22 protein-coding genes and 1 tRNA gene are annotated in these 21959 nt (G+C 52.1%); 14 read left to right on the top strand and 9 right to left on the bottom strand.

Annotated elements, in window-relative coordinates:
* Window positions 1-30: 30 nt before the first annotated feature.
* Both HJG54_RS19020 and HJG54_RS19015 read right to left on the bottom strand, forming a co-directional pair.
* Entirely contained in the window at window positions 31-1080 is a 1050-nt protein-coding gene (locus HJG54_RS19020; RefSeq protein WP_316430672.1) for a hypothetical protein, read from the bottom strand.
* A 96-nt stretch (window positions 1081-1176) separates the two neighbouring features.
* Window positions 1177-1335 (bottom strand): hypothetical protein, encoded by a 159-nt coding sequence (locus HJG54_RS19015; protein WP_316430670.1) that lies wholly within the window; start codon window positions 1333-1335, stop codon window positions 1177-1179.
* A gap of 26 nt (window positions 1336-1361) precedes the next feature.
* Between HJG54_RS19015 and HJG54_RS19010 the strand changes: the two genes are divergently transcribed.
* From HJG54_RS19010 to dnaB, 3 genes are all read left to right on the top strand, one after another.
* On the top strand, window positions 1362-2297 hold the full coding sequence (locus HJG54_RS19010) for an NAD-dependent epimerase/dehydratase family protein (protein ID WP_316430669.1): 936 nt from the start codon (window positions 1362-1364) through the stop codon (window positions 2295-2297).
* A gap of 219 nt (window positions 2298-2516) precedes the next feature.
* Entirely contained in the window at window positions 2517-2978 is a 462-nt protein-coding gene (gene rplI, locus HJG54_RS19005) for a 50S ribosomal protein L9 (RefSeq protein ID WP_316430668.1), read from the top strand.
* A gap of 204 nt (window positions 2979-3182) precedes the next feature.
* On the top strand, window positions 3183-4538 hold the full coding sequence (dnaB, locus tag HJG54_RS19000) for a replicative DNA helicase (protein WP_316430666.1): 1356 nt from the start codon (window positions 3183-3185) through the stop codon (window positions 4536-4538).
* A gap of 135 nt (window positions 4539-4673) precedes the next feature.
* Here dnaB and HJG54_RS18995 read toward each other — a convergent pair whose 3' ends face one another.
* On the bottom strand, window positions 4674-5273 hold the full coding sequence (locus tag HJG54_RS18995; protein ID WP_316430665.1) for an FKBP-type peptidyl-prolyl cis-trans isomerase: 600 nt from the start codon (window positions 5271-5273) through the stop codon (window positions 4674-4676).
* Between the two features lie 133 nt (window positions 5274-5406).
* The gene (locus HJG54_RS18990; protein ID WP_036003382.1) at window positions 5407-5730 is read right to left on the bottom strand and encodes a phasin family protein; all 324 of its coding nucleotides are present in this window, start codon (window positions 5728-5730) and stop codon (window positions 5407-5409) included.
* A gap of 188 nt (window positions 5731-5918) precedes the next feature.
* Here HJG54_RS18990 and HJG54_RS18985 point away from each other — a divergent pair, with 188 nt between their 5' ends.
* Window positions 5919-6311 carry a TIGR03792 family protein gene (locus HJG54_RS18985; protein ID WP_316430662.1) on the top strand — a complete coding sequence of 131 codons (393 nt, stop codon included), beginning with the start codon at window positions 5919-5921 and terminating at the stop codon, window positions 6309-6311.
* A gap of 67 nt (window positions 6312-6378) precedes the next feature.
* Window positions 6379-6738, top strand: a complete 360-nt coding sequence (locus HJG54_RS18980; RefSeq protein ID WP_316430661.1) for a zinc ribbon domain-containing protein — start codon at window positions 6379-6381, stop codon at window positions 6736-6738.
* Here the strand turns inward: HJG54_RS18980 and HJG54_RS18975 are convergent.
* Both HJG54_RS18975 and HJG54_RS18970 read right to left on the bottom strand, forming a co-directional pair.
* Window positions 6716-8260: an alpha/beta hydrolase gene (locus HJG54_RS18975; protein WP_316430659.1), complete on the bottom strand. Its 1545-nt coding sequence runs from the start codon at window positions 8258-8260 to the stop codon at window positions 6716-6718. The genes HJG54_RS18980 and HJG54_RS18975 overlap by 23 nt on opposite strands.
* A 30-nt stretch (window positions 8261-8290) precedes the next feature.
* The gene (locus HJG54_RS18970; RefSeq protein ID WP_316430657.1) at window positions 8291-8506 is read right to left on the bottom strand and encodes a helix-turn-helix transcriptional regulator; all 216 of its coding nucleotides are present in this window, start codon (window positions 8504-8506) and stop codon (window positions 8291-8293) included.
* Window positions 8507-8818: 312 nt separating this feature from the next.
* On the opposite strand from HJG54_RS18970, the gene HJG54_RS18965 reads away from it, so the two are divergent.
* The 4 genes from HJG54_RS18965 (at window position 8819) to HJG54_RS18950 (ending at window position 10620) form a co-directional block, all read left to right on the top strand.
* The gene (locus tag HJG54_RS18965) at window positions 8819-9133 is read left to right on the top strand and encodes a hypothetical protein (protein ID WP_316430656.1); all 315 of its coding nucleotides are present in this window, start codon (window positions 8819-8821) and stop codon (window positions 9131-9133) included.
* A gap of 161 nt (window positions 9134-9294) precedes the next feature.
* Window positions 9295-9648: a hypothetical protein gene (locus HJG54_RS18960; protein ID WP_316430654.1), complete on the top strand. Its 354-nt coding sequence runs from the start codon at window positions 9295-9297 to the stop codon at window positions 9646-9648.
* Between the two features lie 149 nt (window positions 9649-9797).
* Window positions 9798-10397 carry a hypothetical protein gene (locus tag HJG54_RS18955; RefSeq protein ID WP_316430652.1) on the top strand — a complete coding sequence of 200 codons (600 nt, stop codon included), beginning with the start codon at window positions 9798-9800 and terminating at the stop codon, window positions 10395-10397.
* Window positions 10398-10547: 150 nt separating this feature from the next.
* Window positions 10548-10620 (top strand) — tRNA-Phe (locus HJG54_RS18950).
* A 618-nt stretch (window positions 10621-11238) separates the two neighbouring features.
* Here HJG54_RS18950 and HJG54_RS18945 read toward each other — a convergent pair.
* The 3 genes from HJG54_RS18945 to HJG54_RS18935 form a co-directional block, all read right to left on the bottom strand.
* The gene (locus HJG54_RS18945; protein WP_316430651.1) at window positions 11239-12387 is read right to left on the bottom strand and encodes a pentapeptide repeat-containing protein; all 1149 of its coding nucleotides are present in this window, start codon (window positions 12385-12387) and stop codon (window positions 11239-11241) included.
* 56 nt (window positions 12388-12443) lie between these two features.
* The gene (locus HJG54_RS18940; RefSeq protein ID WP_316430650.1) at window positions 12444-13088 is read right to left on the bottom strand and encodes an AAA family ATPase; all 645 of its coding nucleotides are present in this window, start codon (window positions 13086-13088) and stop codon (window positions 12444-12446) included.
* 101 nt (window positions 13089-13189) lie between these two features.
* Window positions 13190-13672: a GNAT family N-acetyltransferase gene (locus tag HJG54_RS18935; RefSeq protein ID WP_316430649.1), complete on the bottom strand. Its 483-nt coding sequence runs from the start codon at window positions 13670-13672 to the stop codon at window positions 13190-13192.
* Between the two features lie 512 nt (window positions 13673-14184).
* Here HJG54_RS18935 and HJG54_RS18930 point away from each other — a divergent pair.
* From HJG54_RS18930 to HJG54_RS18910, 5 genes are all read left to right on the top strand, one after another.
* A complete protein-coding gene (locus HJG54_RS18930; protein ID WP_316430648.1) occupies window positions 14185-14679 on the top strand; it encodes a diheme cytochrome C in 495 nt (164 codons plus the stop codon).
* 260 nt (window positions 14680-14939) lie between these two features.
* On the top strand, window positions 14940-17741 hold the full coding sequence (gene secA / locus HJG54_RS18925; RefSeq protein ID WP_316430647.1) for a preprotein translocase subunit SecA: 2802 nt from the start codon (window positions 14940-14942) through the stop codon (window positions 17739-17741).
* A 258-nt stretch (window positions 17742-17999) separates the two neighbouring features.
* A complete protein-coding gene (locus HJG54_RS18920; RefSeq protein ID WP_316430646.1) occupies window positions 18000-19562 on the top strand; it encodes a sulfatase in 1563 nt (520 codons plus the stop codon).
* Between the two features lie 26 nt (window positions 19563-19588).
* Entirely contained in the window at window positions 19589-20467 is an 879-nt protein-coding gene (gene lgt / locus HJG54_RS18915; RefSeq protein ID WP_316430644.1) for a prolipoprotein diacylglyceryl transferase, read from the top strand.
* 14 nt (window positions 20468-20481) lie between these two features.
* Window positions 20482-21879, top strand: coding sequence for an alkaline phosphatase family protein (locus HJG54_RS18910; RefSeq protein ID WP_316430642.1), 1398 nt, complete (start codon window positions 20482-20484; stop codon window positions 21877-21879).
* Window positions 21880-21959: the final 80 nt, after the last annotated feature.

Here is a 21959-nt window from a genome sequence, read left to right as displayed (position 1 = left end):
GCCATCTACTTTGTAACCTACTGACCCATCCTAGTCGGCATAGCCCAACTCTAGCAGACTGATTAAAAACAGCAGCGACAGCAGACCAAACGCGCCCAGCCCACTGCCCATACTCAGAAATGTGCGGATCGAACGATCGCTGTAAACCCAGAGTAAGCCGATCGTTGCTACTCCTACCCCAGTAGAGATGCCTGCGGCCAAGAGTGGTGCAAAATTCATCAGACTTGGGGAGTTGAGCGGTGCAAAAGTTTGAAACAACCCTGGCAGCGAGACGAAGGTCAAGCTAAACATGCCTGCACCTGTGATTAGGATAGGTCCAATTCGATCGCGACGCCGAAACCGTCCCTCAAGCAGTCTAGCCGTTACGATTCCAGTCAGCAGGGCGGCTAGCAGGGCCAAACTAGGAGCCAACCCAGTCCAAATTTCGGGCGAAATTCCGAAGCCTGTCAGCCGATCGTAAGGCACTGAGCCAAACCACTGCCAAACCAGCACGAAGGTTCCTGCTGCGGCCGCAAAACTAATAAACACCTCTGCCAGCCGACCGGGATAAAACCAGTTGATGATAGCCACCAGCACGCCAGTCAGCAACGCCACGGCGGTTGAAAGTTGCAGCAAGCGAGCTTCACCGATTTGGCTGAGCGCATTGCTCCAACGATATTGGCGTCGCAGATCTCGCAGTTGGGACTGGCTCAACCCCAGCCCCTCAAGCTGATAATACGACAGCAGCCCTTTCCGTCCGATGTAGTCCATGCCCGCATCACTACATTGCAGCGGTTTACCCGCAAACAGGGCCTGACAGCGGCTGAGGGTGGGTGGGGCATTGCTACTCTGCTGCCAAATCAAACTCAACGTCTGATTCTGGAGCGTCGTGTTGCATTGAACCTGCTGAGCCACCTGATCGCAGCGAAAGATGCGGTTGGGCAAATGAACCGTCTGCGACCCAGCCCTAATTGCAATACCCGCGAACGGGACATTCGGCAGACTTGGCGCATTATCGGCAAGCAGAAAGAAAACCGCAGCTAGCAAGGCGATTAAGATGCCAATTGCCGTCCGCAGCAGGAAGAGTACAGTTCCACGCATGGTTTAGCTGCTGAGGTGATCGGGGACAGAGATTTGATTGAACTGCCTCTTGTGATAACTCCCCAACCCCAGTTGTTCCAACGAATGCAACCAACTTCAGACAAACTTCACCAACTCTCCCCTCGTTCGGCGAGGCTCACGAGCCGCATCTCCCCCATCTCCCCCATCTCCCCCATCTCCCCCATCTCCCCCACCCACCCCTTCCGCCGCAAGAAAAGGCGACAATCCAGCATAGGATGAGAACAGCGCTTCCATTGCTAACTGTAGGGGGACAGAAGTTAATGCGAATTTTGATCATGGGCGGCACCCGCTTCATTGGCGTCTATCTGACTCGCCTGTTGACCGCTCAAGAGCATGATGTGGTGCTGTTTAATCGGGGTAATCGGCCTGCTTCTCTAGGAATTGAAAAACAGATCCAGGGAGACCGCACCGATCCAGAGGCTTTGAAAACCAACCTAGCCGACGAAGAGTTTGACGCCATCTTCGACAACAATGGCCGCGAACTCAGCGATACCCAGCCCCTGGTCGAAATCTTCAAAGATCGGGTGAAACACTTTGTCTATGTCAGCTCAGCGGGCGTTTACCAAAAATCTGACCAGATGCCTCATGTCGAAAGCGACCCAGTCGATCCCAACAGTCGGCATAAGGGCAAGTTTGCCACCGAGCAGTATTTGGCCGAACAGGGCATCCCCTTCACCGCGATTCGGCCGGTCTACATCTATGGCCCGCAAAACTACAACGATCTAGAAGCCTGGTTCTTTGACCGAATTGTGCGCGACCGTCCGCTTCCCATTCCCGGTAACGGCCTGCACCTGACCCAGCTCGGCCATGTCAAGGATCTAGCAGCAGCAATGGTGGCGGTGTTGGGTAATCCTAGAGCCGTGGGCCAAATCTACAACGTGTCGGATACGCGCTATATCACGTTTGACGGATTGGCGCGGGCCTGTGCGGTTGCAGCCGGGAAATCCCCCGACCAGATCCAGATCGTGCATTACGACCCCAAGCAGTTCGACTTCGGTAAGCGCAAAGCTTTTCCGCTGCGGGTACAGCATTTCTTTGCCGATGTTCACAAGGCGCAAAAAGACCTGTACTGGCGACCCGAATATGATTTGGTGACTGGGCTGCAAGATTCGTTTCAGAACGACTATCTAACGTCTGGCCGCGCTCAGGCCGAGGTGGATTTTTCGACGGACGACGAGATTTTGCAAACGGTTTGACAAACGGTTGGGCGCTTGCGCTCAGATATCCCAGTTCGCTAGGATAGTGTGTCTGGCTATCGCTGCCAATTTAACTTTATTCAGGGAATATTGCAGGAGTAAAGTTGAGCAGCCGGATGGGTTAAAGCCTGATCTGGGTTTGGATTGGCCTGCAACAGGAGATCCACCCGGTGAGACCGGCTTTGAACTGTGCAGTTTAAGTTCTAGGATTAGGGAAACATGGCTAAGCGGGTTCAGTTAGTTTTAAATCAAGATATCAGCAAGCTCGGTCGGGCTGGTGACTTAGTAGAAGTCGCACCGGGCTACGCACGCAATTATTTGCTGCCGCGTGGGTTGGCGGTTCACACTACACCAGGCATCCTTAAACAGGTAGAGCGCCGTCGGGAAGCCGAGCGTCAGCGCTTGTTGGAACTGAAGAAAGAAGCAGAAGCCCAGAAAGCCGCACTGGAAAAGGCCAGCCGTTTGGCAATTTCTAAACAGGTGGGCGAAAACGAAGCAATTTTTGGTACCGTAACCAACCAGGATGTGGCCGACGCTATCCAGTCTGCGGTGGGAATCGAACTCGATCGCCGCACCATTGCCGTACCTGAGATCCACAAGCTGGGAGCCTACAAAGTTGAAATCAAGCTGCATCCAGAAGTGACAGCCACGGTTGATATCCAGGTGGTGCCGCTGAAGTAAGCCTGCCTTCCCTTGAACCACTGAAGGCAAAAAATCTTTGCTCCCCGGCTGACTTAGCCAAAAGGCAGGTTACAATACACAGCACTGAGCGACACCCGGTACATTAGTACCAGATAGGTACTGGTGGAATGGCATCGTTCAGGCTTTGATCTGGCATTACTGCGCCGGAATTCATTCTATTGGCCTGCCTGGGCACTGGGTTTTATGGTTCAAGAACTTAGCTTTCACGGTTATAGCGATCGGCTTCCCCCGCAAAACATCGATGCTGAGGAAGCCATTTTGGGCGGGATTTTGCTCGATCCAGAGGCGCTCAGCCGCGTGCTGGAAACTCTGCGACCCGAAGCTTTCTACATCAGCGCTCACCAGGAGATCTACCGAGCTGCCATCGCTCTGCATGCCCAGGGCCGACCCACCGATTTGATGAGCCTGACGAGCTGGCTGCGGGACCATAACGTACTGGAAAAAATTGGCGGTCAGGTCCGATTAGCTGAATTGGTCGATCGCACGATTAGCGCGGTGAATATCGACCAGTACGCCCAGTTGGTGATGGAGAAATACCTGCGCCGCAAACTGATCCAGGTGGGAACCGAGGTGGCCCAATTGGGATACGAAACCAATCTACCCTTGGAGCAGGTGCTCGACCAGTCGGAGCAGAAAATTTTTAACGTCACGCAAGCCCGCCCGCAGCAAAGCCTGATGGCCACCGCCGATATTTTGACCACCACTTTCTCGGATATCGAAAGCCGCTCGCTGGGTCTGGTCCTACCGGGTATTTCCTGTGGCTTTTACGATCTGGATGCGATGACCCAGGGGTTTCAGCGCTCGGACTTGATTATTGCGGCAGGCCGTCCCTCGATGGGCAAAACCAGCTTTGTGCTCAACATTGCTCGCAACATTGCCGCCTATCACAAGCTGCCGATTGCTGTCTTTAGCTTAGAAATGTCGAAAGAGCAGCTCGTCTACCGGCTATTGTCGAGCGAGGCGCAGGTAGAAAGCGGACGGTTGCGCTCAGGGCGGATCAGCCAAACCGAATGGGAGCCGCTGGGACATGCGATTAGCGTTTTGTCGCAGTTGCCAATTTTCATTGACGATACACCCAATATTTCCGTGGCCGAGATGCGCTCCAAGTCACGCCGCCTGCAAGCCGAACAGGCCGGAGCTTTGGGGTTAATTTTGGTCGATTACCTCCAGCTGATGGAAGGCAGCGGCAGCGATAACCGGGTGCAGGAATTGTCGAAGGTCACTCGTTCCTTGAAAGGATTGGCGCGGGAATTGCAGGTGCCGATTATTGCCCTATCTCAGTTGAGCCGGGGGGTGGAGTCGCGGACGAATAAGCGCCCAATGATGTCAGATTTACGTGAAAGTGGCAGTATCGAGCAGGATGCTGACCTGATCATGATGCTTTATCGAGACGAGTACTATAACCCCGACACCCCCGATCGCGGCATTGCCGAAGTGATTATTACTAAGCATCGCAACGGTCCGGTCGGCACCGTCAAGCTGTTATTTGAACCGCAGTTTACCCGCTTTCGCAATCTGGCTGCGCCTAATCGAAGCTAAACCGCAACAACCTGGATCGAAAAACTGGATCGAAAAAAATGCACCCCCTGAGGAAGTGCAAGACCTGACAATTTCACAGATTTGATCAGATTTGTTTGATTGGACTTGTTGAATAAGGCGTCTCGCTGGCCGCCCTTAACGAACACCGAGCAGCTCTACATCAAAAATGAGCGTCGCATTGGGCGGAATCACGCCACCGGCTCCGCGAGCACCGTAGCCCAGTTCAGGCGGAATGATCAGCCGCCGTTGACCGCCTACCTTCATGCTGCTGAGACCTTCATCCCAGCCCTTGATCACTCGACCTCGGCCAATCGGAAATTCAAACGGCTGGCCTCTATCCCGTGAGCTGTCAAACTTGCGTCCATCTTCTAGCGTGCCAGTGTAATGCACCTGCACGGTCTGTCCCGTTTCCGGCATCGGTCCCGTTCCTTCCACCACATCAATGTACTGGAGGCCGGATGGCGTGGTGACAATAGATTGATCGGCTTGATCGGCGTTTTGATTTTCTTCAGTCATTAGATCGGTTGCATCTGTACTAGAGGGATTGGTGGCTTGAGCCAGCAGTTGGGATGGGTCGTTTGCTGACGGTGCAACTGCCGAGGTTTGATCGGCCATCGGCTGAATGGTTGCCTGCGGTGCTGCAACGGCTTCTTGCCCCCGTCCCGTGAACTGAGCCACGACAAGCACCACAACGCAGACCAGCATGACGCCAAAGCTGATAAGAATTTCCCGCAAAACAATCCTCCTGTTGCCTTCTGTTTTTCCTGCTAGATTTTTTGCCAAATTTTGCCAAACAGTTTGCTAAATGGCGGGTCTTAACCCAATCCCCAGTGTACTGCCTGCGTGGTCTCAGCAAGATGAAAAAACGTTAGCGCCACAGCTTATTTTCCAGATCGCGCACCTGGCGCTCTAGCCGATCCAGCCGCCCGCGCAGTTCATCCATTTCGTTTTGCCGCGGCACACCCAGATCCTGCAAAACATTGCGCAACTGCCGCTGAAACTGGATTTCCCAGTTGCTTTGTTCCGATTTAAGCTGCTGCATCAAGTCGTTGATGAAGGAACTGGCCTGCTCTGGATCGAGTTTCCCTTCCCTCACCCACTGGTCACTCACTTCGCGCAATCGGTCTGCCACCAGTGAGGTTGTCCCAATTCCAATCATCAGCAATTGCTTGAGCAGATTGTTGCTATCCATGTTTAATTCCTAATCATCTGCCTGAGGAGAGTAGCCAAGCCCAACCCACCCTATCCATGATCGATGCTGGGATAAAGTCCGGCTGTCTCCAACCTACAGCTTTATTCTGGCAAATTTGCTTACTATTGCAGCGTGATTTTGATTCGGACTGCCGCACTCTACCCAGCGTAATCTCCGCCTGATTTCTGGTGCAAATTCGGTTTAATCAAGATAGGCCGCCTTTACAGGGCTGTAGTTTACAAGATGGTAATTTGCGAGGGCAGCGTATGGAAATTGAATGGCTGAAAGTGCGAGTCGCTCCAGAGTTGCGAGAACAATACGTGCAGAAAGATGCCGAAATTTGGACGACCTTTCTCTCTAAGTATCCGGGATTTCTGAATAAAGAAGTTTGGATCAGTCCTGACAATTTGGCCGAGGTGATTTTAGTGATTCACTGGGCCAGCTTAGACGCGTGGAAAACGATTCCGGCTGTTGAGCTAGAGCGGGTAGAAGCCCAGTTTAAGCAGGCGATGGGCAATACCTATACGATTGTGGAATCGGCTCGCTATCAGGTGCGCAAACAGTTCCAAGCCCAGGATTGAACCACGCCTGATCAGGGCTTAGGCTAGGATCGAAGCAATTACAACTCCATGACCAGAATTCCCGACCATGCCCACCTGCCCGCGCTGCCACCAATCGATTGACTCGCAGGCCGTCACCTGCCCCTATTGTCGCACTGCCTTAAAAGCCTATGGGCATCCCGGGATTCCCCTATACCGAGCGGAGGGCGAAACCTATCTCTGCGACACCTGCACCTACCACGAAGACGATACCTGCAACTATCCGCAGCGCCCTTATGCCAAAGAGTGTATGCTTTACCACAACCGGCTTCAGCCCACGGTAACTGCACCGCATCGAGGTTCCTATCGGACTCACAAGTTCCCCCCATCCTGGCGAGGAAACGAAGGCTGGTGGATGCTGCTGGGTCTAGTAGCTGTTAGTTTGCTTATTGCCTTATCAAACTCTTGAGAACTCTTGAAATTTCGCTGGGGTCTGGCTGATTCGGCCCTTCATTGTCTGGAGGTTGACAGTCGCAAATTGCAGCCGCAATCGTCCGCTGCACGTTCTCTAACCAATCCGCAATCCGATCGGTGACTTGACCCAGATCCTGCTGTAGCGTTCGGCGCGTAAACTGTACGGCCCGCAGGAGCACCACCCCATCCACATGGATCTGCTGCGTTGGAAATCGTTGCAAAAATTCGATCGGAGAAATACGATTGTCATCCGCCGCCGAGAGCAGCAGGGCCGAACGCAGAGCTGGAATATCGGCTTGCTGAGAAGACGTATGCAGCACATCGCTGATCCGAAACAGAACATATTCTCCTAACAAACTGCTCAAGGCCCGATCGACCAAACGAAAATCGACCGTCACCTGCTGATTCAAGATCGACCGCACATTCACTGGATCGAGGTCGGCAAGATCTAAATACCCCTGGAGTGTTTTGGAGGCTTCACCTGTTTCGGCAAACTGAGACAGCTCGGCTACAGAAATGGAACGCCCAAACGGACCGAACCGAAACACTAAGCGTTTGTCATGGGCAGTTTTGTGATTATATATATCTCCAGGAGTATTCCTTAATCTGTACTCAGCAACGCTATTGCCATAATTCAACCACCTGTTCTGCAACAGTATTGAATAACCCGAAATTGAATGCTCTGAATCCAGTCCATTCGCTTCACCATTACTTGCACCAGATGACTGAGTCAACCATTCCAAAGCTAGTAAGACAGAAAGCAGCGCCTGTCCATTTTCACCCCAGTCTTGAAGGTCAGCTTGGGCGTGTAGAAGCTGGGTATTGGGGCTGCAATTGGACGATTGGGGAGATGAGGGTGATGAGGCGGCGGTTAGGATTGACGCTGCTGGAGCGGGACATTCGCAGAACCAATCGTGGATCAGTTGGCGTGATTGCAATAAGGGCTGGAGTCGCTCTAGATAAAGACTAATGTCGTTAAAAATTTGCTCCAGGTTGAGCAGATCAACCCGCACGGTTGCCTCTGGGTAAACTTCTAGCAGCCGCATGATCGTGAGACCGGGTCTGTTGATGCTGGCCTCGATTAACGCTTGACGCAGAACCGGATAGTTGGCTTCGCCGGATGGTTCTCCGACCAGCTTGTTGATTTGGTACAGGATGAACTGGGCATTGCGGGAAATTTCTTGATCGCCGCTAGGGGCAAATCGTAAGGGTAACACCCTGGCAAAGATCTGACGGCCAAATGACTCACGGCTTGGGATTTGCTGAATTAGCGCTTGCAGCTCAGGCGTTGCTTCTCCACCCTCAACAAAAGTTTGCAGCTCAGTGAGGGAAACCGTAGCCCGTCGGTCGGCATATTGCACAATGACGGTCTGCGCCGCGTTGGCAGGCTTGCTACAGTAGACATAGGCGCTCATAGCGCACAGCCCACTTAACAGCAGGTATGGCCTTCTCCGCTGCTTTTGCAGAAGCTTTTGGAACAACTGAACTGGATTAGGCAAGGGTTGAATCGCTGCCATGCTAACTCGAGACTGAGTGACTTGCTATCCTTAGGGCTGTTCTTCTGGAGTATAGACTAGCAAGTCACCCGGTTGGCAATTGAGCGCTTGGCACAGCCGGATCAAGGTGTCCATTTCTAGGCGAGCAGGTGGATTGTGTTTCAGTTTGCTAATCGTATTGGGATGCATGGCAGTTGCAGTTCCCAGGGTTTTATAGTTCAGCCCTTGTTGTGCCATTAGTTGGGCTAAGCGCCACTCGATCCCCACGGCTTCTTTTTCCTCACTTCAGCAGATTTGTCTGTGTACTATTCATTTGTACTACTTCTGTTGTACTACTGTGGTCCCAATTTTTGTACTACTTTCGGTTTCTGGTCTGGATTTGCTCTGGCTCTGTTTTGACTCTGTTTTGACTCCAGACGAGCAACTCCATATCGCCCGAAATGGTTGATTTTCCTACGCTTAGCAAATTAAAAACCTTGAATTTTTTCACCAAACTAGCTGACGTAATTCAGAGCAGCCACTACAATAGAAGTATAGTACAGATGTTCTATAAGCACCCTCCCTACCCCCGTTAAGCCCATGATTGCAACTTCCCTTGCCCCTACGCCAGCAACAATCTCGATTGATTCAGAGGCAACTCAAGTGGTTTTGAAGGCTGCAGCTGCGGAGCTACAGGCCCGGTTTATGCAGGAGTGCGGTGAATCCTATCGCGTGGAAGACCTGCAAGCGGCTTTGAATCGGTGGTTGGAGCTGTCAGTTGAAGCCCTTTTAGATGATGTTTTGTTCCACACGGTTGAAGGCGATCGGGCCTATGCGTTTAACCGCCGCGCCTTTGAAATGCAGATGCGCAAACTACAATCCACTAGCTCTAAGTGCGCCATCAAAGCAGCGTAGAGCTTGTTCTGAACTAGATCTACTAGATCTAACTAGCTCTGCATTAGATGCACCGATCATTTGTCCTGTAGTGACTTTAATCTCTACCTACCTTGATTAACAGCTATTACTACACCCTACCAACGACGCAACCTCTCCTTTCTTCTTCTGAGGTATCTCCTATGCGATTGATTGATTACCCGATTGCCATTGCCCAAAAGCAGCGCGAGCTTCTCCAATCCGAGCAGCATATTCGTCGGCTTCAGGATGTCGTGAATCGCCTCACGGCTGAAATCGACACCACCATTGCCTTTGATACTGACCTGCGCAACGACGCCCAGCGCAAAGCTAAGCGGCTAGAGCTGATGAAAGCTCCAGATTACCGCCGGGCTGCGACCAATTTGCAAATGGTCCAAGACCAGCGAGCTGAGATCGAGATCGACCTGAACCTACTGCGTAACCAGTTTTCTGTCCTGAAGCTAGAGCTACGCGAATCAATTGCCACCCGCGAACTACAAATGGTAGACGCGGCCTAAACCAATTGTTTTGAGTCTTATGGCTTGCTTCTGCTGAATGTCTTGCGACAGGCGTTGCCGCAGGCTGTAGCAGTGTCTTGAGCTGCTATCCAGTTGACACCATAAGACTCAACCCCTAACCCCTTTCCCTCTACCCTGCCATGACTGCCATGACGACTGAATCTCTGCTCGCCCAACAAAATGCCCTTTTGCAACAATTGATTGATTTGCTGCAACAAAAACAGCCTCTTGGGTTCAGTGAAGCACCGCGCCCTCGCTATATCTACTGCAACCGCAGCCAGAATTGTCTTTGGTATTGGCTCAACGACGCTAGAGAAGTGGTGCCGATTTCACAAACGGCCCTGACCTGCATGGTAGAGAAGTTGGAATTCAAACAAGTGGAACGACGCGGCAGGGATACCTGGAAGATCCACCTGCATGTTAAGGCCGACCGACGCTATATTCTGGAAGCCGGCTACGACTCTAATTTCTCCAAGTCGCTGCTGTCGGCACTTTCGGTTCTGACGCCCGCCCAACTTCAGCAGCCGATTACGATTGAAGTCCAGGCAGCAGAGTCGGATGAAGTGCTGTTTTGCCGAGTCTATGTGAACGGGGAACTGGTTTTCGCCCCCTGGGATGACAGTACGAGCTGGAAGGTAGTTGCCAAACGAGCCATCACCAATGTGGAAGCGGCTAACACAGCTCGTTTGATGAAAACCGATTCGCCTCAGGAGTCACCCGCATCGAAACTGGTTGGTAGCCTCAACTAGGCCTCAACTAGGCAAGTCACTCAGAATGGTCATTTGTCCTTTGTCGGTTCAGGCTAGGGGTGGATGTCCATTCTTTGAGCAAATTTGTCACAAATGCTTGCCAAGATTTCAAAAAATTTGCTAACTTAGTTAAGCGCTCGCAAGCACCTTGCCGGGATAGCTCAGTTGGTAGAGCAGAGGACTGAAAATCCTCGTGTCGGCGGTTCAAGTCCGCCTCCTGGCATTTAAGTAGATCAAGTGAAAGGCTCTAAACGCAAGTGGCTTGGAGCTTTTTTAATTTTGGGAATCTATACCCCTGTTCTATTGTTGGGGGAACTTGGGGGAATTTGAAGCAGGTTTGGGGGTAATGAGCTTCTCCAGTCTCTAGGGTTTGCTGGATTGATTCATAATTCATCCATGCCATCATCAGGACAGCATTATCTCGGTAGTCCTGGATGATTGCTGGAATCAGCCCCTGTTCGTTGAACCTGAGTTGTTCCATCCACAAGAAGTTGTCCACTTACTATCATCGATAGTGAATCGCTTGCGGTGAATGACTCAAAAGGCAGATAGGCAATATAAGGAGCGCTTGCAAGCGCATAATGCTATTGGTGGAGCAGAGCCTTAAGTGAAATATTTAGGAGAAGCTTCACCGATAGGGCTATGTTTAATTGTGGTGTATGAGAAGGAGAAGAAGAGGTATATCCTGCTGAATAAGCTGAAAAGATCAGGCGAGGATACATCATGAGTAACGACAATCTTATTGCATTCCAGCCTCCAGAATTATCCACACCCTTTAACGATGCTCTGACTGAACTGGTCCGTGAAGCTGCTCGCCTTCTTGAGCATTTTTGAGGATTGATTATGGCGGTGAAGGAGAGCCTGGTTCTTCCTCATCCGACTGCTCGGTTTTGGGTGGCGTTTTTTGTCCATTCGAGTCGGGCGAATCTGTAGAAGTTGGGCTGCTTGCGTCTGGAGGAGGCTGCTTTGAGTCGGGCATCACCGTGGGTGAAGCATCGGCAGGTGGGGGAGATGGCGGCTCGTGAGCCTCGCCGAACGAGGGAGATGGGGAAGGGGCAGCTGGATCTTGAGCAGTTTTGCTTTGCACCTCAGTTGATGCTGTAGTTGCGGAAGTTGGCGAGGCTGGAGATGAGCCGCTGGGTGCTTCTTCCTGGATGTTGAGATTGGCGACGATGAGGTGAATCTGGTTGAGGTCAATTTTGCCGGGACTTTTGCTTCTGATGGTGACTCCACCTAGCGTAATCGTTTCAATCACATTGTTGCCGAACTTAGCATCCTTGAAGGTGGCTTTAGTGAGATTCACTCCATCCAGCTTGGCGTCGATGAGGATGGCATTGGTGAGATCAGCTCCAATTAGCGTGGCATTGCTCAAATCGGCCCCGGTTAAATCAGCCTTGGTGAGGGTGGCCTTGGTTAAATTCGCCCCTACAAAGTTAGCGTTCTGTAACTTCGCCTCGTTCAAGTTGACGTTACTGAGATCGGTGTTGCTAAAGTCAGCTCGCTGCAGTTCAACGCCGCTCAAATCGGCCCCGGTTAACTTTACGTCTTTAAAGATGGCTCCAGTGAGGTCTGCTTGGTTCAGGTTGGTTTGCTCCAAATTTGCACCACTGAAATTGGTCCGCTGGCAGCTGGCTTCAGACAAATCAGCCCCTGTTAGATCGGCGTCTTTTAAAATCGCATCATCCAGGATGGCGTAGGCTAGTTGCGCTCGGTTCAGCTTAGCAGCAGTCAAATTGGCCTTTTCTAGGTCGGCCTGTTTCAAATTTGCTTCTCGTAAGTTGGCTTCCTCTAACTTTGAGGCAGACAGCATAGCTTGCTCCAAATTGGCTCCCTGCAGATTCGTCTGAGAGCAATTTGCTTTCATTAATCGAGCTAGCGGTAATTCCATGTCATGCAGATCTAGTCCAGATAGATCTCTCCCGGCTAGATTGGCATTTTTGTGGACACTGATCAGCGTAAGAAATAACGCTTTCTGCTCGAAGTCTGCCATAGCAATAGAGGAAACGAGGGGTCGGGCGGGGCGAATGCAATCGCTGTCAGGATACCTCAGGCTGGCTCCAGCAGCGCCATAATTTCTTGAAATAATTGCTCAAACTCTTCTGCGGCTTCTACCGAGGCTTTGCCCAACAGTTCCCAAACGGTAGCGGTTTGGCCAAACGTATCGGCAATCGCCTGCCGCTGGTGAATCACGGTTTTGAGAATCGGAACGCCCAGACTTTCTAAATGCCCCATGGCCTCCTCCTTCAAGCGTGTGCCTTTCACCGCTCGGGAGAGGAAGACAGCAGCTAGAGGGGCACCGTTGCGGTTAGCTTGCGCTTGGCGAATCAATTGGACCGCATCTGCGGCAGACCGCAAATCCACCCCGCTCGGCTGACAGGGGATCACGGCCAGATCGGCACACAGCACAATCGACTGCGTGGCATCGGAAAGACCCGCCGGTCCATCCACAATTAGCTCATCATACTGCTGGGCTAGCTGCGGAATTCGTTCTAGCAAAAGGTCTGGTGATTGGATCACCTCACAGGCAATAGTGTCCTCTAGCGACTCTAGCCAGATTGAACTCGACCGCTGCGCGTCTGCATCTACTAGCAATACATTCCGTTGCTTATGCAAAAGCCAATATGCCAAATGCACGGCTGTTGTAGATTTGGCACAACCTCCTTTCTGGTTCACCAAGGCAATCACTGACATAGGGGCATCGCGTTAAAGAACTTAATATCAGAACTTTAACGCCAGAGGGACGCAATTCAGTAGTTTTTTGCAGAATTTGAAAAATTTAGATTGGCAGAAATCTACTGGGAAACTTCGATGGTGGTTGGCAATCCAGTCTGGCAAACGGGTTGGTTAAACAGCACCATCGTGGTAGTGGAGTTGACTTCAAAGCCGATGCGCTCGTAGAACTGCTGTTGGTTGGTTGTCATTAGATACACTCGTTCCACCCGGTTGACATGGGGATGCATCAGCACCGTTTCGACCAATTTGCGTCCCAAACCGATTCCCTGATAGTTGGGATGGATCACCACATCCCAGATCGTGGCGCGGTAGATGCCGTCGGAGGTGGCGCGGGCAAAACCAATCAGCCGATCCCCATCCCAGGCGGTGACAATTGGTTTACTGTTGGCTAGGGCAATCTGCCAATCTTCGGGACGGCGATTCTGTGCCCAAAAGGCAGTAACCTGAAACAAGTCCTGGAGTTGGTAGAGGTCAATTTCGTGTGGACACCCATTTGGGGCTATTCCATCCTGCACACAAAATTGAATATGCCGATAGTCCATGCCAAGCGATCTCCTTCCCTCGTTGTAAGACGCTAACCTGTGAAATGCTGGGTCAATGCCAGTTCGTTATGCTAGGTCGTTCATCTCAGTTCACCAATAGGTTGTCAGGGCACGCAGTCAACCCGTAAGTTAAATGAGTTGGCCCAACCAAACCAGAACAGCATCACCCAAACCAGAATACTGTGAAGTTAAGTAATGATCCATGTACATACGTTAAGCGGCATTGGTCTGACCAGCTTCCTCCAGGTGGATGACTCCGGTTCAGCCAATCCAGGTTGCAAACTGATTAATTGGACTGATTAATTGGGATGTTGTGGTGCAGGCGTTCTGCCCCAGGCGAGATACCTGACTTCCACAGCCCAACTATTTTCTTACTCTTGATCGGACCAAATGTTCTGTATTGGAAGCGTCAATTAATTCTTGAAAGAGCTATGCCACGGTTGCTCCGCGCTTTGATTTGGTCTTCTGGGCAGCGGCCTCAGAGAAACGACCATTCCGCCAATTCCAGGCCCATGCGTACTAAGCAGAGATTCCACTGGCTGAGATTCTGCCTGCTGTTGGTGTGGAGCGCCATTTTGGGCTGGGGCTTGGCGCAGGCGGCAGCCCCTAGCGGTACTGTAGATCCAGTTCCAGAGCGCTACCAGCTTGGACAACAGCTTTATCTAGAGAACTGTGCCAGCTGTCATGTGGGGCTACCGCCTGCCGTCATGCCATCCCAAACCTGGGCCGACTTGCTGCAAGACTCCCAGCACTATGGGGTCGAAATCACACCCCTAGTTCAGCCGCCACTCCAAATTGTCTGGGGCTATGTCTCTAACTACTCCCGCCCTGTTTTGCCCAGGGAACGTACCCCCTATCGGCTGCAGCAGTCGCGCTACTTCAAAGCGCTCCATCCCAAGGTCGAATTTACCGAACCTGCCACCGTCAACTCCTGCATCACCTGTCATCCCGCTGCCGCCCAGTTCGACTATCGCCGCCTAACGCCAGAGTGGGAAAACGCACCATAAAGGCGACAAAACTCACAACCTCCCCTCCCTTCTGCCTCCCAGCCCAAATGATAGGATATTAGGTACAGAAGTTAACAGTTTGAATGATTCAGATTAAAAGTTGTTTCACTTTTCATCCGAATCTTGCGGCTCTAATAAGTAGTTCGATTTTTTAGTTGAATATTCTGGGGAGTTGCCGCTTAAACTGAATAAGCTGTAGGAATCAGCTTGTAGCCCGATCTGATCTAACGTCTCCGATTTATATCTGTCTCTCGTTTACCATGTTAAAAACTCTGCTGGGTGACCCCAACGCACGGAAGCTAAGGAAGTATAAGAACGACATTGTCGAAATTAACTTGCTGGAAGAAGAGATCCAGGCATTGTCGGATGAAGATTTGACCCGAAAAACGGCGGAGTTTAAGCAGCGCCTAGAAAAGGGCGAAACGCTCGATGACTTACTGCCGGAAGCCTTTGCGGTGGTGCGAGAAGCGGGCAAGCGGGTGCTAGGCATGCGCCATTTTGATGTGCAGTTAATTGGTGGCATGGTGCTGCACAATGGGCAAATTGCTGAGATGAAGACGGGTGAAGGCAAAACCCTGGTGGCAACCCTACCCGCCTACCTGAACGCCCTCACCGGCAAAGGTGTGCATATCGTTACGGTAAACGACTATTTGGCGCGCCGTGACGCTGAATGGATGGGGCAAATTCATCGCTTTTTGGGCTTGAGTGTGGGGCTGATCCAGCAGGGCATGAACCCGGTAGAGCGCCGCAAAAACTACGCCTGTGACATCACCTATGGCACCAACAGCGAGCTAGGCTTCGACTACCTGCGCGACAACATGGCCACTTCAATCGAAGAGGTGGTGCAGCGTCCTTTCAACTACTGCATCATTGACGAAGTCGATTCGGTGCTGATCGACGAAGCCCGCACGCCGCTAATCATCTCCGGTCAGGTGGAGCGTCCCAGCGAGAAGTACACCAAAGCGGCAGCTGTAGCGACGGCCCTGCGACGCAAGCAAGATGAGGACGATCCAGAAGGCCACTACGAGGTAGACGAGAAACAGCGCAACGTGCTGCTGTCGGATGAGGGCTTTATTGAGGCAGAGAAGCTGCTGGAAGTGCAGGATTTGTTTGATCCCAAAGATCCCTGGGCGCACTATGTGTTCAACGCTATCAAGGCCAAGGAACTGTTCATCAAAGATGTGAACTACATCGTTCGCAATGGCGAAGTGGTGATCGTGGATGAGTTTACCGGACGGGTGATGCCGGGACGGCGCTGGAGTGATGGGCTGCACCAGGCGATCGAAGCCAAAGAGCATGTCGAGATTCAGCCGGAAACCCAAACCCTCGCCACAATCACCTACCAGAACTTCTTCCTGATCTATCCCAAGCTGTCGGGTATGACGGGTACGGCCAAAACCGAAGAAGCCGAATTCGAGAAGATCTATAACCTGGAAGTCACGATCGTTCCCACCAACCGTCCGACCGGACGCAAGGACCTGTCGGATGTGGTCTACAAAACTGAGGCAGGCAAGTGGAAGTCGGTAGCGGAAGAATGTGCGGAGATGCACGGCTCTGGGCGTCCGGTGTTGGTCGGAACCACCAGCGTTGAGAAGTCGGAGTTGCTGTCGCGGCTGTTGGCAGAACGCAAAATTCCCCATAACCTGCTGAACGCGAAGCCAGAAAACGTGGAGCGGGAGTCGGAAATCATCGCCCAGGCTGGCCGCAAGGGAGCGGTCACGATCGCCACCAACATGGCGGGACGCGGCACCGACATTATCTTGGGGGGTAACGCCGACTACATGGCCCGCCTGAAGCTGCGGGAATACTTTATGCCGCGCATTGTGCAGCCAGAGGACGACAGCTTTGCTGTCACCAATGTGATGCGAGGAGATGGCGGTAGCCGTGCTCAGGGGTTTGCCCCCGGTCAAAAGGTGAAAACCTGGAAAGCTTCGCCCCAGATCTTCCCGGTAGAGCTAAGCAAATCGACTCAGCAGAAGCTGCGGGAAGCGGTAGACTTTGCGGTGCAGCAGTATGGTATGCAGTCGTTGGCCGAACTGGAAGCAGAAGATCGGATTGCCACGGCGTCAGAGAAAGCACCCACCAATGATCCAGTGATCCTGAAGCTGCGGGAAGTGTACAACCTGATTCGTCAGGAGTACGAGCAGTATACCAAAGCCGAGCATGAGGAAGTGGTGGCCCTGGGCGGACTGCATGTAATCGGTACAGAACGCCACGAATCGCGCCGGATTGACAACCAATTGCGGGGCCGAGCCGGACGGCAGGGCGACCCTGGTTCGACTCGCTTCTTCCTCAGCCTCGAAGACAACCTGCTGCGAATTTTTGGCGGCGACCGAGTGGCGCGGTTGATGGAAATGTTCCATGTCGAAGAAGACATGCCGATCGAATCGGGGATGCTGACACGCTCGCTCGAAGGTGCCCAGAAGAAAGTCGAAACCTACTACTACGACATCCGCAAACAGGTGTTCGAGTATGACGAGGTAATGAACAACCAGCGGCGAGCCATCTATGCCGAGCGACGCCGGGTGCTGGAAGGGGTAGACCTGAAGGAAAAGGTGATCGAATACATCGAACGCACGATGAACGATATCGTGGACGCCTACATCAACCCAGAACTGCCGCCGGAAGAGTGGGAGCTGGATAAGGTTGTCGGCAAGGTGAAGGAATTTATCTACCTGCTGCAAGACCTAGAACCCGAACAGCTCGCGGACCTCTCTACTGGCGAAATCAAAACCTTCCTGCACGAGCAGGCTCGAATTGCCTATGACATCAAAGAAGCACAAGTGGATCAGGTTAAACCGGGTTTGATGCGTCAAGCTGAGCGGTTCTTCACGCTGCAACAGATCGACACGCTCTGGCGGGAGCACCTGCAGCAGATGGATGCCCTGCGAGAATCAGTGGGTCTGCGCGGCTACGGGCAGAAAGATCCGTTAATCGAGTACAAGAGTGAAGGCTACGAACTGTTTCTAGAGATGATGACCAATATTCGTCGGAATGTGGTCTACTCGCTGTTCCAGTTTCAGCCCCAGCCTCAGCCGGTAGCTCAATCTACTGAGGTCTAAAAACGCTGTCAAGAGTCATTGCAGCGGGCAGTGATAAATGCCTTGGCGTCACTGCCCATGCATCCCCAGTCCCTGCCCTATTCAAGGACGGGGCTATGCTTTACTACGTGTAGGCTGTAGCAGGGATATGATCGCGATTCTTCGCAGTCAATCGCAGCAATCTTTGCTTGTCCATAAGCTATTCTTGTCCGTCTGTTAATCTCAAGCGCAGCCAGGAGTGTTAGAGATAAGGCAGAAGGAAGACACAAGAGTGAGCTCATGTCTATTCGACAACCCGATATCGTTTTTCTGGTGCTCGATACCCAACGCAGCGATCGCCTTTCTTGCTATGGGTATGCCAGAGAAACCTCTCCACACCTAGATGCATTTGCCGCCAATGCAACCCTGTTCAAACATGCCGTTTCGGCAGCCCAGTGGACGGTGCCCTCTCATGCGTCTATGTTTACCGGGTTGTATCCCTCGGACCATCAGGTGCTGCAATCCTATTCGGTGTTACCCAATCACATCCCGACTCTGGCAGAAAGGTTGAGTGCCAATGGCTATTACACAGCCGGGTTTTGCAATAATCCGCTAGTTGGTGTGATCAATAACGGCCTGCGACGAGGATTCCACAGCTTTTTGAACTATAGTGGTTTGCTCACCTCGCACCCCAATCAAGCGGGCAGGTCTCCCCAATTGCTGGACCGCTATCGCCAGTCCTTTAAGCGGCTGCTGGCTGGAGCACTAGAACGGGTCCAAGATTCGTTTGCTCGATCTGAACTGCTGCTTGCTTTCTCGTTTACACCTCTGATGGTGCCTCTCTGGCAAACAGCCCTTAGCTTCAAAGGCAACACCTGCAAGTCGCTGGATGATGCAGCCCGGTTGCTGATTCAGCGTCGAGGCTTGAGTGACAATCAGCCGATCTTTAGCTTTATCAACCTCATGGGCACGCACATGCCCTACCGTCCCCCTCGTCCATATGTAGAGCGGTTTGCCCCCCATGTGCTGCGAGACAAAGCTGCTCAACATTACTTGCAGCAGTTTAATGGAGATATCTACGGTTGGCTGGCCCCCCTAGCAAGCGGATTGGATGAGCGGCAAAAAATGACCCTGGATGGCATGTATGACGCCGAAGTTGCCCATCAAGATGACCAACTTGGTCTGTTTTTGCAGAATTTGCGAGAGAATGGGGCACTGGAAAATACGCTAGTAATCATTTGCTCCGATCATGGCGAACACTTGGGCGAGAAACATCTGATTGGGCATTCCATCTCGCTTTATAACGAACTGGTGCAGGTACCCCTGATCATCCACGATCCGACTGGAACTTTTGCTGCTGGAGAAATACGAGAAGATGTGGTTTCGACTCGCTGCTTGTTCCATACAGTATTGTCCGCCGCCGGTTTGGCGAGTGAAGTTGAAGAAACTCTATCGCTGGCCTACTCGGCTGCGCCTAACGGCTTTGAAGTTGGGCAGAGCACGAATCGCCAAGTTTTTGCCGAAGCCATTCCGCCGCAGAATGTGGTGAATCTACTCTTCAAACGTCAACCTGAGTTAGTGCTATCCCATGCTTGCGATCAGCCCAGACGGGCAATATGGATCGGCAATCACAAGTTGATCGAAACAGGCCGCGATCGCCTGGAGCTTTATGATGTTCACAACGACCCCCAGGAGAGTTTGAACCTCACCGACATCTTTCCTGAAAACGCTGAATTCTTGCAGGAATGTTTGCAACTCTTTGCGGCTGACCGAGCCGTGATTACTGCCTGTGAACGTGCTCCCGGCTACGATGATCCAGACTTGCAGCGACGTTTACGCGATCTAGGCTACCTAGAAGATTGATCCCCTAGCTTTCCTAGTTCCTTCCTATGTATCCTCCCGTTGATCCCATAATTTTCCAAATCGGACCCTTCGCCCTCCGCTGGTATGGCCTGCTAATGGCGGGTGCAATCGTCGCAGGTGCAACCATCGCCAACCGTGAAGTCGAGCGGCGTGGACAAAAGAGCGACGACTTTTGGGACATGCTGGTCTGGGTGTTGATTCCTGCCTTTATTGGTGCGCGGTTGTATTACGTCTTCATCCAGTCGCCACGGGGAGAAGATGGGTTGGGCAGCTTTTTAGAGAATCCCCTGACGATCCTGCAAATTTGGCGCGGTGGTATTCACATTTTTGGGGCATTCATTGTGGGAACCATTGCCCTCTGGCTATACAGCCGCATCAAAGGATTGCCCATGCTCATCTTTATGGATGCGATTGCCTTAGGGCTGCCCCTAGCGCAAGCAATTGGACGGTGGGGCAATTTCATCAATCAAGAATTATACGGACCACCCACGACCTTACCCTGGGGGTTACGCATCGATCCTGAGCATCGGATTGGTCCTTACCGAGACCTAACCGCATATTCCGAAACAACTCGCTTTCACCCCCTATTTCTCTACGAGTCGCTGTGGAATTTGATTGGGTTTGGCCTACTTTTTTGGATTTCTCGTCGCTTTAACCGGCAGTTGCGCGATGGGGATCTCACATTGCTATATCTGATCTGGTATCCCAGTGGGCGATTCTTTATCGAGTTCTTACGAACTGACTCCTGGTTCTTTGCCGGTACACCATTCAATCTGGTGCATGTTCTCTGTTTGATCGCTGTGATTGGTTCTGTAATCATTCTCTATCGCCGTCATCGCTCTGGACAAAATTCCTACTCTGCCCCATCCTCTGATACGTCATCTGACACATCAGATGCATCATAATTAGTCTCCAAATCATGCCATTCCTCACTTCTCCTCGTCTGCTGATTATTGGCCTGGATTGCATGGAGCCATCGCTGGTCTTCGAGCAATGGCGGGACCAGCTGCCCAATCTATCTCGTCTGATGGCTCAGGGCAGCTACGGACGCTTAGAGAGCAGTATCCCTGCGATTACAGTGCCCGCTTGGAGTTGCATGATGAGTGGACGCGACCCCGGCGAGTTGGGTATCTATGGCTTTCGCAACCGTTCAAATCGGGGCTATCAGAAGATGGCGGTTGCCGATGGCCGTGCCGTCAAGTTTCCTCGATTGTGGGATTTGCTGGGTGATGCCGGTTGGCAGGTCGCAGTGATTAGCGTGCCGGGAACTTCACCGCCCTATCCTGTACCGGGGCAACTCGTATCCTGCTTTCTCACACCCAATCGTGATCTGCCCCACACTCACCCCCCGGAATTGGCCGATCAGATCAGTCAGTGGCTGCCCGATTTTATGCTGGATGTTCCTCACTTTCGCTCCAATGATAAAGATTCTATTCTAAAAAATATCTACGCTCTGTGCGATCAGCGATTCACTCTGGCAATCAAATTGTTAGAACAGGCAGCTCCAGATTTTCTGATGCTGGTGGATATGGGTGTTGATCGCATTCACCATGCCTTTTGGAAGCCAATGGACCCACGCCATCCTCAATATGAGCCTGATTCGCCTTACAAAAACGCCATTCGCGATTATTATGTTTATGTTGATCAACGGGTGGGCGAACTGTTGAGCTACTGTGGGGACGAAACGGCAGTTCTAGTTGTCTCGGATCACGGAGCACGTCCATTGATGGGAGGCATTTGTCTGAACGAATGGCTAATAGCCGAAGGCTATCTCGTCTTGAAAGCAACACCCGATGCCGCCACTCCCTTAGATGAGGTCGAAATCGATTGGAGCCGGACCAAAGCCTGGGGAGCTGGGGGATACTACGGTCGTGTCTTCCTGAATGTGCAGGGACGAGAACCCCAGGGTGTGATTCCTTTAAGGGAGTATGAGCAGGAGCGTTCGCGTTTAGCTGAAAACCTGGCTGCTATTTCTGCACCTGACGGGCAGCCTCTCGATACTCGCGTGTTTAAGCCTCAACAGATCTATCAAAAAGTGCGGGGAATTGCCCCTGACCTGATTGTCTACTTTGGCGAACTGGCTTGGCGATCGGTGGGAACGGTCGGCAGCAATGCTTTGTATACGACTGAGAATGACACCGGTCCCGACGATGCAAATCATGCCCAATATGGGCTGATGATTTTCTATGACCCTTGCCATCCCAGTCAGGGCAAGTGGATCGAAAATGCGCAAATTTACGACATTCTGCCAACGTTGCTGCATCGCTATCAACTCGTGCCACCAGCCCACCTACGCGGGAAGGTATTGCCAATCTGACTTCAAATCCGAAAAGCAAACGCATCGCTTAGAAGCACCATTCGCTTGACTTTTCCCCGGTACAGCAGGCTTGTTGCGCT

This window comes from Leptolyngbya sp. NK1-12, from assembly GCF_032598965.1.
Taxonomy (GTDB): domain Bacteria; phylum Cyanobacteriota; class Cyanobacteriia; order Elainellales; family Elainellaceae; genus Elainella.
This window is presented reverse-complemented; position numbering and strand designations above follow the sequence as displayed.